An 11,284-nucleotide genomic window follows, 5' to 3' on the forward strand; every position below is an offset into this window, starting at 1 on the left:
CCGCATCGTGCCGGATGGCGCTACGCTTATCCGGCCTACAACCGGCACCACTCGGGATTTCATGGCGCACGATAAAACGGCTTATCCCCCAGAATCGTCGCCCGATGCATAATCCGCCGCTGCGGCAGATAATCGGCATTCGCGTAGTGCTGCGTCACCCGGTTATCCCAAATCGCCACATCATTCGGCTGCCAGCGCCAGCGCACCTGAAACTCCGGCTTGGTGACGTGGGTAAACAGGAAGCTCAGCAGCGCCTCGCTCTCTTTCTCCGTCACGTCGACTATGCGGGTGGTGAAGCCCTCGTTCACAAACAGCGCCTGCTTGCCGGTGACCGGATGAGTGCGCACCACCGGGTGCAGCAGCGGCGGATTTTTGGCGACGGCCTCCTGCCAGCGCTGATGTTCCTCTTCAGTTTTGCGGTACTTGTATTCCTGGAATGATTTACGGAAATCGTGCTCGGCGCGCAGGACGCTCAGCAGCGCCTTAAACGGCTCGGAAAGCGCATCATAGGCCGCAACGCCGCTGGTCCATAGCGTATCACCACCGGTAGACGGCAGCTCTTTCGCCGCCAGAATCGCCCCGGCTGGCGGCGTCTCAATAAAGGTCACGTCGGTATGCCAGTTGTCGTTATCCGGCGGATTATTGTCGTGCGTATCCAGCACGATAATTTCGTCCACGCCCGGCGCATGCGGGTAAACCGGGTGGATATGCAGGTCGCCAAAGCGCAGCGCCAGTTCGCGCTGCTGCTCTGGGGTAATCAGCTGTTCACGCAGGAACACCACCTGGTGGCGGAGCACCGCATGGTACAGCTGTTCAAACTGGTTATCGCTTAGTGGACGGGTCAGGTCCGCGCCGGAAATCTGCGCGCCGATATACGGCCCCAGCGGGGTAATTGCCAGACGTTCACTCATTGTATTTCTCCATGCCAGGGGGTCAGACGGCGCTGAAGCGCACGCAGCCCGAGTTCCAGACCAAAAGCGATAAACGCGATCACCGCGATACCGGCCAGCACAACGTCGGTAGCTAAAAACTCCCCGGCGGACTGCACCATAAAACCTAACCCTCGGGTTGCCGCGATAAGCTCGGCGGCCACCAGCGTTGACCAGCCCACGCCCAAACCAATGCGCAGCCCGGTTAAAATCTCCGGCAGCGCGCCGGGTAAAATCACCAGCCACAGCACCTGAGCACGGCTAGCGCCGAGCGACTGCGCAGCGCGAATACGCACCTGCTGCGCGCTTTTCACGCCCGCCAGGGCCGACATCGCCACCGGGGCGAAAATCGCCAGGTAGATCAGCAGGATCTTCGAGGTTTCGCCGATCCCAAACCAGATAACCATCAGCGGCAGATACGCCAGCGGCGGCACCGGGCGGTAAAGTTCAATTAATGGATCGAGAACACCGCGCACCGTTGGGCTCAGGCCCATGGCGATCCCCACCGGAATACCGATTATTGTCGCCGCCAACAGCGCCACGACGATACGCCCAAGACTCGCCGCCAGATGCTGCCACAGCGTGGCATCCATAAACCCCTGCGGGCCAGCAATGGTCAGCAGCTTATTCAGCACCTGCCCCGGCGCGGGTAAAAACAGCGGGCTAATCCAGTGCGCCGCCGCGACCGCCCACCAGATAACCAGCAGCACCGCCAGCGTGGCGAGGCTCAGCGTCAGGTGGCGCGAGAGCGGCCAGCGCAGCTTCAGCGCGCGCGTCCGCGGTTTATCGTTAATCACCACGCTCATGAGAAGGCCTCCCGTTGCTCAAACACCCGGCTCAGCACGTATTCGCGCTGGGCAATAAACTGCGGGTCAGACTTGATGCTGCGGCACGACTCCCCGGCCACAAACCGACGGGCAAAATCGAGGGATAAACGCTCCAGCACGCGGCCCGGCCCCGGCGACAGCAGAACCAGCTCGGTGGCCATAAATACCGCTTCTTCAATATCGTGTGTAATCAGCAGCACCTTTTTGCCCGTCTCATGCCACAATTTGAGCAGCAGAGTCTGCATCTGCTCGCGGGTAAAGGCGTCGAGCGCGCCAAACGGCTCATCCAGCAGCAGCAACTGCGGGTTGGCCGCCAGCGCGCGGGCAATGCCAACTCGCTGACGCTGGCCGCCGGAAAGCTGCCAGATAAAGCGCTTCTCGGCCCCCTCCAGACCGACCTTTTTCAGCATCAACGCGGCAATTTCGCGGCGTTCGGTTTTATTCACCCCGGCCAGCTGCAGCCCCAGCGCGACGTTATCCTGCACGTTGCGCCACGGCAGCAACCCTTCATTCTGAAAGACCACGCCGCGCTCGGCCCCCGGGCCCTCAACGTGCTTTCCATCAAGGATGATGCTGCCGTGCTGATACGGCACGAATCCGGCAATCAGGTTCAGCAACGTGGTTTTTCCGCAGCCAGACGGCCCCAGCACCACCAGCAGTTCGCCGTTGTCCAGCGTGAGATTGATATCCGCCAGCGCCGGTTTACCGCCGTAGTCAGCAGAAAGGTGCGAGATTTGCAGCATCGTGGCCTCCTTACTTCACGAAACGGTCGGTAACGTACTGGCTGTAGTCGGTCGCCACCGCCGGGACTTTGCCCTGCTCTTTGAGGAACTGCGCGGTGTCGACAATCGCCTTATTCACCGGGCCGTTAAGTTCCTGCGCCTGCTGTTCGGCGGAGAGATAGGTGTTGCCCTTCACCAGCCCCGGAACGTCCGCTTCCGGTACGCCGCTCAGACGCGCCAGCTTGCTGATGTTCTCGGGTTGAGCCAGCCATTTATCCGGGTTATCGATATAGCCGCGCTGGGCGTCAATCGCGCTTTTGGCGAAGGCTTTCACCACCTCAGGATGTTTGTCGGCGAAGTCTTTACGCACCACCCACACGTCGAGCGTCGGTGCGCCCCACTCGCCCACTTTGGACGAGTCGGTCAGCACGGTGCCGTCTTTTTCCAGCTCGTTCACCGCTGGTGCCCAAACGTAAGCGCCGTCAATGTCGCCGCGCTGCCAGGCGGCAATAATCGCCGGCGGTTGAAGATTCAGGATCTGCACCTGGCCCGGCTTAATGCCCCAGTGTTTGAGCGCCGCCAGCAGGCTGTAGTGGGTAGTGGAGATAAACGGTACGGCGATGCGTTTGCCAATCAGGTCTTCAGGTTTGGTAATGGCTTTTTTCACCACCAGCGCTTCGGAGTTACCGAGCTTTGAGGCCAGCAGGAAAACTTCAATCGGCACCTGCTGACTGGCGGCCACTGCCAGCGGGCTGGAACCGAGGTTGCCAATCTGAACGTCGCCAGAGGCCAGCGCGCGGACGATGCTTGCGCCGCTGTCAAATTTGCGCCAGTCCGGTTTTGCTCCGCTCAGCTTTTCGAAGGTGTTGTCCGCCTGCGCCACCTTGGCGGGCTCGGCGGAGGTTTGGTAGGCGATGGTGACGTCCACGGCCTGCGCCTGGAATGCCAACAGTGCCAGCGTAGCGGCGATAAGGGTGAAACGCGATGCGATTGCCATAATGTCCTGCTCCCATGTCTTGTTATGGAGGCAGTATTTCCGGCGCGGGGTATTTGATAAAGGAATTAAAAATGCTTGTTAATTCCAATTCGTTTTTAGAAAAAAAGTGGCAAAAGATAGTTCAGGAGTGGGATTTCCCCGGAAAAATCCCGGGGATATCGTCGGCCTGATAAGCGAAGCGCCATCAGGCCGCTCGGCGTACATTGCCGGATGGCGGCGGTGCCTTATCCGGCCTACATGTGACCCCGGGAATACTCAGGTTCAGCAGTGCGCCTTCAGCGCCGCAATATCCTTCGGCGTGGTCCGACAGCAGCCGCCAATCAGCTTCGCCCCGGCCGCCAGCCACTGCGGCAGATAGCCTTCCAGCGTCGCGCAGGCTTCGCCGTGGTGATGCCAGGTTTTGCTTACCGCATCGTAGTGCTCGCCGGAGTTAGGATAAACCACTAGCGGCAGCGGCGTCAGGCCGTGCAGATACTCCAGCGCCTCAACGGTATTTTCCAGTGCGATACAGTTAATGCCCACCGCCAGAATCTGCGGATAGCCCGCCAGCAGCGCCAGCACATCGCGCAGCGGCGTACCGTCGCTCAGGTGCTGGGCATCGCGCAGGGTAAACGAGAACCACGCCTGCGCTACCGGGTAGGCTTCCAGCAGCTGCGCCAGCGCGCGAATTTCATCAAACGACGGCAACGTTTCGCAGGCCAGCAGGTCAACGCCCGCCTCCAGCAACGCTTCAACGCGCGGGCGATGGAAATCCTGGAACACCTGCGCGCTGCGCTGGTAGTCGCCGCGATACTCCGAACCGTCCGCCAGATAAGCCCCATACGGCCCCACGGAACCGGCTATCAGCAGCCCCTTCGCCGCCGGGTTTTCCGCGTAATACGAGTCGCGGGCCTGTTTCGCCAGCGCCACGCTTTTGGCAATCAGCGACCGGGCCTGCGCTTCATTAAGCCCACGGGCGGCAAAGCCATCCGGCGTCGCCTGATAGCTGGCGGTGATCGCCACCTGCGCCCCGGCACGGAAGTAGTCGAGATGCACGTCATAAATGAGCTGCGGATTTTCCATCAGCACTTTCGCCGACCACAGGCTATCGGCCAGGTCGCAGCCGCGGGCCTCCAGCTCGGTGGCCATCGCCCCATCGAGTACCACAAAGGGATGGTCGTTCAGAATGGAGGTTAAGGGATTATTCTGCGGCATGCTGCGGCTCCTGCTGGCTCTGGCGCGAACGCGTTAAATAGTAGGCACCATAACACAGCGCCACGAACGGAATCCCGCACCACAGCGCAATCCGCTGCGAGGGGTCAAACGCCAGACCAAGACAGGCCACCAGGCAGAGCACAAAACCCAGCACCGGCACCAGCGGATACCACGGCGCGCGGTAGTGCAGTTCGCTCAGCGCTTTCCCCTGCTGCAAATGGCGACGGCGGAACATAAAGTGCGAGGCGCAGATGCTAATCCATACCGCCACCACCGCAAAGCCGGAAATCGCCGACAGCGCCACGAACACGGTATCCGGCGCGACGATGCTAGAAAACAGCGCCAGCAGCCCGCCGAGCATACTCACCGACAGCGCCACCAGCGGCACGCCGTTTTTCGTCACCTGCGAGAAGCAGCGCGGCAGCGTACGTTCGTTGGAAAGCGACCACAACATACGGCCAGAGGCGTACAACCCGGAGTTCGCCGCCGACAGAATCGCCGTCAGGATCACGAAGTTGAAAATATCTGCCGCGTACGGAATCCCGACCTTCTCAAACACCAGCACGAACGGGCTTTTTTCCACCCCTGCCTGCTGCATCGGGATCAGCGCCGCCAGCACAAAGACGGTGCCGATAAAGAAAATAATCAGCCGCGCGATGGTGGTACGAATGGCGACCGGGATCACCTTGTGCGGATTCTCGGTTTCACCGGCAGCAATGCCGATAAGTTCGGTGCCGGAAAACGCAAAGTTCACCGCCACCATGGTCATCAGAATCGGCAGGCCACCGTGCGGGAACCAGCCCTCAGCGGTAATGTTCGATAGCCCCGGCGCGGGCGAACCGTCCTGCATCGGGATGAACCCGAAGATAGCTGCGCCGCCCAGGATAATAAACGCGATGATGGTTATCACCTTCACCAGTGAGAACCAGAACTCCCCCTCGGCAAAGAAGCGGGTCGAAATAACGTTGAGGCCAAAAATCATCACGCAGAACAGCAGACACCAGATCCACACCGGCACCTGTGGGAACCAGTACTGCATACAGAACCCGGCGGCGGTAAAGCTCGAACCGAGTGCCACCGTCCAGGTCAGCCAGTAGAGCCATGCCACGGTGTAGCCGGTCGCCGGGCCAAGATAGCGAGAGGCGTAAAGATGGAACGCGCCGGTTTCCGGCATCGCCACCGACAGCTCACCGAGACACTGCATCACCAGCCAGACAACCAGTGCGCCAATCAGGTAGGCCAGCAGCGTACCTGCCGCGCCGGTAGTGGAAATGATATAGCCGGTATTAAAAAACAGCCCTGTGCCAATAACGCCACCTAGCGACAGCATGATCAGGTGGCGGGTTTTCATGGTGCGCTTTAACTGCCCACCTTGTTGTTGTGTTGTGTTTTGCATTATTACCTTCTAAACGTATGGACATCTAAACATCCAAATAAGATGAAGGTTATACAACGATTGTGAATGAATTGCAAAACGGGGGGATCACCAGAAATGAGAGAGGGTGCGGGGATTTTCCCTCACCCTAGCCCTCTCCCCATAGGGGCGAGGGAACCGAAAGGCATCGTTGGTAAGGATGGTTTTCTCCCTCTCCCTTCCAGGGAGAGGGTCGGGGTGAGGGTACAACGCGCACCCTCACCGCTTACTCGTCAAAGAACCAGTACCCCTGATTAATCAACGCCGTCAGCTCAACAACGAACGCTGGGTTATTTAGCGCCTCGCCAAGCAACGCGCTGTCCACTTCGGTAAAGCGGCTCAGCACATCCATCGCCTGCGGCGCACAGGTTTCCACCCGCTCGCTGTTAATAAAGAAGTAGCCGCCAATGCTCAGCACCCGCAGACCGTTCAGACGACGCAGGGTTTCACCGTTTTCCAGCGCGCCAGCAACCTCTTCCGGCGCATACGGCGGCTCGGCTGGCGCAAGATCCAACTCATGACGCGGCGTGCTGATAAAGCTGCCGAACCATTGCTTAAAATCATCCGGCTGGCGGATCATATCGATCATCATGGTGCGCAGACGCTCAAGCTCATGATCTTCCACTTTACCCGCATGTTCACGGCAGGTGAGATCGGGATCGGTGTAATACTTCTCACCCAGATCGTTTTCCAGCGCGTAATCGGCAAAGCTGCTGATCAGATCGCGACCGTTCGGCCCACGGAAGCCAACGGAGTAGTTCAGCGTCGCTTCAAAGGTATAACCATCGTGCGGGAATCCTGGCGGAATATAGAGAATATCGCCCGGCTCCATTTCCACTTCGATAATTGGCGTAAACGGCTCGACGTGCAGCAGCGCCGGGTGCGGACAGTGCTGTTTTAACGGCAGAGCATCGCCCACGCGCCAGCGACGACGACCCATGCCCTGGATAATAAACACGTCGTACGGGTCGATATGCGGCCCTACGCCGCCGCCCGGCACCGAGAAGGAGATCATCAGATCGTCCAGACGCCAGTCCGGCAGCACGCGGAACGGACGTACCAGCTCAGCAGAAGGTTCATGCCAGTGGTTCACCGCCTGCGCCAGCAGCGACCAGTTTTCCTCGCCCAGATGGTCAAAATCTTCAAACGGGCCGTTGCTGGCCTGCCATTTGCCGTCGGCGTGGCTGACCAGGCGGCTGTCGACTTCCATCTCCATTGCCAGACCGGCCAGTTCGTCCGGGGTAATCGGGTCAACGAAGTTCGGGAACGCGTTCTTCAGAACGACCGGTTGCTTCTGCCAGTATTTTTCTAAAAATTCCGGCCAGTTGAGGTTCAGCTGATAAGCCATGTTTCGATACCATCACAGTAGAGGAGTTGGCTCGATTATAAAGAGGCTCGTGATGAGCCTCTTTGTGGTGAATCAATTGCCGAACGTTCCGCTTACACCGATACAACGCGGTTACGCCCCTGCTGTTTAGCGCGATACAGCGCCGCATCGCTGCTGTGGATAAGCTCTGCGCCAATCTCCGCCGGGCTCTGGATGCTGCAAACCGACAGCGGCGCATCCCAGGTCATCACCCCCAGGCTGATGGTCAGCACGCCGCCAAGCGGGCTGGTTTCATGTTCAATATTCAGACTCATCACCCGTTCACGCAGACGTTCTGCCACCGCTCGCGCGCCCTCAGCATCGGTATCTGGCAGCATGATTAAGAACTCTTCGCCGCCGTAACGGCTGACGCTATCGTCCGGCCGCACGCCGCCCTTCATCGCGTCCGCCACCGCGCGCAGCACGCGGTCGCCCGCCTGATGGCCGTAGGTATCGTTGTAGCGTTTGAAAAAGTCGAGATCGGCCATGCACAGCGAGAGTGACGTCCCCTCGCGCTGGGCGCGGGTGATTTCATAGTTCAGACGATCGTCCATATAGCGACGATTAAAAAGCCCGGTGAGATGATCCCGCTCGGCGTACTGCAACAGCACCTGATTAGCGCTGGCGAGCTGCTGTTCCACCATCTTGCGCTCGGTGATGTCCATCCACGCGGAGGAGATCCCCGCCACGTTTCCGCCCGCGTCGTATACCGGCATTGGCTTGATATAGAAATAGCGTCCGTAGAGGAAAACTTCTTTGCTGGCGATCTCTTCCCCGGCATCAAGCCGGATAAAGTCCTGCTGAAATAAGAGGTTCCACTCCGGCATGATATCCCGCAGACACTGGCCAATCAGCGTATCTTCCGGCTGGCCGAGCAGCTCGCCCATCGCTTTATTCGCTTTTGTAAGCTGCCCGGAACGGTTAATCACACACAGTGCCAGCGGCGTGTTTTGATAGATGGATTCCAATTGCAACACGCGTTCACCGAGCTGAGAAATATCACGGTCGGTACCGCGATACCCAGTCAACTGCCCCATATCATCAAACAGTGGAATACCGCTGGTTTCGAGGATAACAACGCGGCCATCTGCCCGTCGATTACGGTTAATCAGGCCAGAAAAAGGCATCTGAGAGGCCAAGGCAGTGATAAAGACGCCCTGTAGCCGTTCCGCCTCACCAGGGACCATAAAATCAAATGGCGTGCGGCCTAATACTTCTTCGGGGGCGAATCCAAGCAGGTTTTTTACCACGCTGGAAACCCAAACGTATCGCCCCTGAGTATCCACTTCCCACACCCAATCGGTATTATGATTGAGAAGATCCGCGAGCTTATCTGCTTCACTCATGTTTCCTTGCGCGAATTGCTTATCCATTGCTTTCCCGTCCTTTTCCATTAGCGTTCCACTCGCCCCATGATCGGGTCAAAAAACAACCTGTTTATCAACCAATGCCTAATGAATGGCTATTTAATAATCACAAAAACTTTAACAATATGTGCTATTGAATTATTTTAGAGCAAGAATAGAGGAGGCCGGTTTGTGATGTTAATTAAATATTCATGCCCAAAATGCAACCATACAACAGAAATTGCCGATATTGAAAAAATAACGAATTCTGCTGACGAATATCCTTTATGCTGCGCTGGCTGCGGTCAGCATTTTAGCAAAACGACGCTGATAACATTTGCCCGCCAGCGTGCGGAAGAGATGATTAAGCTCGCATTATCACGTTTGGAAAAACAGACGGGAAAATAATACCCAAGTACGTATTATGATTGGTTATTATTACCAATGAATTATTGCGCTGAGAAAATGGCTTTGCGTTAATATAAAAGTGACATAAATAATACTTCAGACCCTTCACCTTTCTGCTATCAATATCAACATTCCCTTTATTTCTCCATCCAACGCATATCCCTACGTCTGATGCAGATAAACCGAGCGATAAGCACAGGCAAGGTAAATCCGGAGTCGGCGCTTACGTACCTCGCCCGGGCTACAAGGAGGGGTTAGGCTAAGGCTTCCGCTTCCCCCAATGCAATGTTCTGAATCTCCACCAGATAGACCCAGATGGCTGCCGATGGTCTGCACCTGACGAATTTCACCTTCCTGGCTTGCCAGCGCACCGCGCGGGTTCTGCCGGATGGCGCTTCGCTTATCCGGCCTACCGCTGGAAAATAATATTTAAAATCTGCCTGTTTATTGATGTAAATCAGGAAGCACCCAGTTCTCTTCACGCCTCATTACGCCATTACTTACCTTGATACACTTAGGTGGTATGCCATCCTGATTATTTTGAATTAGATCACAAAAAAATCTGAAACAGAGGTTTAGTATTCGGAAAAAATGTGACATGGATTCACAAAAATCTCATAAATGGACCGCAGTACCTTGCTTCAGCCTCTTTTTGGCCCGGCAAATTATCTTCTCTCTGTATGACCAAAACTGCGCCTGTACACCTAACACAGGCCGTTTCACATTCTAAGAAGTAAAGGAAAGTTTTATGCGCACCACTGGTCATACGCGCTGGTTTATGGTGGCTCTTGTCACGCTTGGCACAATTCTGTGTTATTTAACCCGCAATACTATTTCGGCCGCAGCGCCGACGCTGCAAAGCGATCTACACATCACGACCCAGCAATATTCCTGGATTGTGGCCACCTTCTCCGCTTGCTACACCATCGCACAGCCTATTGCGGGCTATGTGTTGGATACCCTCGGCACCAAAGTCGGCTACACCCTGTTTGGCGGCATGTGGGCCATCTTCTGTATTGGCGCGGCCTTCACCAGCAGCTGGCAGGGTCTGGCGCTGTTCCGCGGCCTGGGCGGTTTTGCCGAGAGTGCGATGATCCCCGCAGGTTTGAAATCCGTCACCGAATGGTTCCCGGATAACGAGCGATCCGTCGCCGTGGGTTATTTCAACGTTGGTTCTTCTATGGGGGCGATTATTGCGCCGCCGCTGGTCGCATGGGCCATCTTCATTCATAGCTGGCGTCTGGCGTTTATCATCGTCGGTATCGCCAGCATGGTCTGGGCGCTGGGTTGGTATCTGGTTTATAACCGCCCTGGGCAGTGCAAAAGCCTGAGCAAAGAGGAATTCGATTACATCACCAGCGGCCAGCCGGAGCGTAAGGTGGTAGATAAAGTGCATATTGGGCAGTTGCTGCGCCAGCGTAAGTTCTGGGGTATCGCCCTGCCGCGCTTCCTGGCCGAACCGGCATGGGGGACGTTCAACGCGTGGATCCCACTGTTTATGGTGCACACCTACGGCTTTAACCTGAAAGATATCGCCATGTTCGCGTGGATCCCGATGCTGTTTGCCGATATGGGCTGCATCATCGGCGGCTATCTGCCGGGGATCTTCCAGCGCATCTTTGGCGTGAATATCGTGGTCTCCCGCAAGCTGGTCGTCACCATGGGCGCGGCGCTGATGATCCTGCCGGGTATGGTCGGTCTGTTTAGCAGCCCGTTCGTAGCTATCGCCCTGCTGTGCGTCGGCGGCTTTGCCCACCAGTCGCTGTCTGGCGCGCTGATTACGCTCTCTTCCGATATGTTCGATCCGGGCGAAGTGGCTACCGCCAACGGCTTTACCGGCATGGCGGCATGGACGGCGAGTACGCTGTTCGCGCTCGTGGTTGGCGCACTGGCCGACACCTTAGGCTTCAGCCCGCTGTTTGCGGTGCTGGCGGCATTTGACGTGATTGGGGCGATTATTCTGTGGGCGCTGCTGCGTTCACCGGAGCCCGAACTGGAAATGAACCCGGCAAGCTGACCGGACCACCCCGGGGGGGGGGGGGGGGGGGGGGGGGGGGGGGGGGGGGGGGGGGGGGGGGGGG

The 11,284-nt window shown here is 57.5% G+C and carries 10 protein-coding genes; 2 read left to right on the forward strand and 8 right to left on the reverse strand.

Annotated features, from left to right (window positions below; translation table 11 throughout):
• Positions 1-59 precede the first annotated feature (59 nt).
• The 8 genes from tauD to ACH1XZ_RS19535 form a co-directional block, all read right to left on the reverse strand.
• The gene (tauD, locus tag ACH1XZ_RS19500) at positions 60-911 is read right to left on the reverse strand and encodes a taurine dioxygenase (protein WP_395596800.1); all 852 of its coding nucleotides are present in this window, start codon (positions 909-911) and stop codon (positions 60-62) included.
• Positions 908-1,735 carry a taurine ABC transporter permease TauC gene (gene tauC / locus ACH1XZ_RS19505; RefSeq protein WP_395596801.1) on the reverse strand — a complete coding sequence of 276 codons (828 nt, stop codon included), beginning with the start codon at positions 1,733-1,735 and terminating at the stop codon, positions 908-910. Before tauC ends, tauD begins: the two co-directional genes overlap by 4 nt.
• On the reverse strand, positions 1,732-2,499 hold the full coding sequence (gene tauB / locus ACH1XZ_RS19510; protein ID WP_395596802.1) for a taurine ABC transporter ATP-binding subunit: 768 nt from the start codon (positions 2,497-2,499) through the stop codon (positions 1,732-1,734). Before tauB ends, tauC begins: the two co-directional genes overlap by 4 nt.
• Positions 2,500-2,509: 10 nt before the next feature.
• Complete coding sequence (gene tauA, locus ACH1XZ_RS19515; protein ID WP_395596803.1) at positions 2,510-3,475, reverse strand: taurine ABC transporter substrate-binding protein; 966 nt, start codon at positions 3,473-3,475, stop codon at positions 2,510-2,512.
• Positions 3,476-3,736: 261 nt separating this feature from the next.
• Entirely contained in the window at positions 3,737-4,669 is a 933-nt protein-coding gene (gene mmuM / locus ACH1XZ_RS19520) for a homocysteine S-methyltransferase (RefSeq protein WP_395596804.1), read from the reverse strand.
• Positions 4,656-6,065, reverse strand: coding sequence for an S-methylmethionine permease (gene mmuP, locus ACH1XZ_RS19525; RefSeq protein ID WP_395596805.1), 1,410 nt, complete (start codon positions 6,063-6,065; stop codon positions 4,656-4,658). Before mmuP ends, mmuM begins: the two co-directional genes overlap by 14 nt.
• 244 nt (positions 6,066-6,309) lie before the next feature.
• Complete coding sequence (locus ACH1XZ_RS19530; RefSeq protein WP_395596806.1) at positions 6,310-7,431, reverse strand: ribosomal protein uL16 3-hydroxylase; 1,122 nt, start codon at positions 7,429-7,431, stop codon at positions 6,310-6,312.
• A gap of 92 nt (positions 7,432-7,523) precedes the next feature.
• Complete coding sequence (locus ACH1XZ_RS19535; protein ID WP_395596807.1) at positions 7,524-8,822, reverse strand: sensor domain-containing diguanylate cyclase; 1,299 nt, start codon at positions 8,820-8,822, stop codon at positions 7,524-7,526.
• A gap of 168 nt (positions 8,823-8,990) precedes the next feature.
• Between ACH1XZ_RS19535 and ACH1XZ_RS19540 the strand changes: the two genes are divergently transcribed.
• On the forward strand, positions 8,991-9,203 hold the full coding sequence (locus ACH1XZ_RS19540) for an ECs_2282 family putative zinc-binding protein (RefSeq protein WP_459253857.1): 213 nt from the start codon (positions 8,991-8,993) through the stop codon (positions 9,201-9,203).
• A gap of 748 nt (positions 9,204-9,951) precedes the next feature.
• The gene (locus ACH1XZ_RS19545; RefSeq protein WP_395596809.1) at positions 9,952-11,220 is read left to right on the forward strand and encodes an MFS transporter; all 1,269 of its coding nucleotides are present in this window, start codon (positions 9,952-9,954) and stop codon (positions 11,218-11,220) included.
• Positions 11,221-11,284: the final 64 nt, after the last annotated feature.

The sequence above is a fragment of the Kluyvera chengduensis genome (assembly GCF_044197065.1).
Classification (GTDB): Bacteria; Pseudomonadota; Gammaproteobacteria; order Enterobacterales; family Enterobacteriaceae; genus Kluyvera; species Kluyvera ascorbata_C.

Coding starts and splice junctions, on each gene's coding strand:
- tauA (WP_395596803.1), bottom strand. CDS start 3,475: ATGGCAATCGCATCGCGTTTCACCCTTATCGCCGCTACGCTGGCACTG.
- ACH1XZ_RS19540 (WP_459253857.1), top strand. CDS start 8,991: ATGTTAATTAAATATTCATGCCCAAAATGCAACCATACAACAGAAATT.
- mmuP (WP_395596805.1), bottom strand. CDS start 6,065: ATGCAAAACACAACACAACAACAAGGTGGGCAGTTAAAGCGCACCATG.
- ACH1XZ_RS19545 (WP_395596809.1), top strand. CDS start 9,952: ATGCGCACCACTGGTCATACGCGCTGGTTTATGGTGGCTCTTGTCACG.
- ACH1XZ_RS19535 (WP_395596807.1), bottom strand. CDS start 8,822: ATGGATAAGCAATTCGCGCAAGGAAACATGAGTGAAGCAGATAAGCTC.
- tauC (WP_395596801.1), bottom strand. CDS start 1,735: ATGAGCGTGGTGATTAACGATAAACCGCGGACGCGCGCGCTGAAGCTG.
- tauB (WP_395596802.1), bottom strand. CDS start 2,499: ATGCTGCAAATCTCGCACCTTTCTGCTGACTACGGCGGTAAACCGGCG.
- ACH1XZ_RS19530 (WP_395596806.1), bottom strand. CDS start 7,431: ATGGCTTATCAGCTGAACCTCAACTGGCCGGAATTTTTAGAAAAATAC.
- tauD (WP_395596800.1), bottom strand. CDS start 911: ATGAGTGAACGTCTGGCAATTACCCCGCTGGGGCCGTATATCGGCGCG.
- mmuM (WP_395596804.1), bottom strand. CDS start 4,669: ATGCCGCAGAATAATCCCTTAACCTCCATTCTGAACGACCATCCCTTT.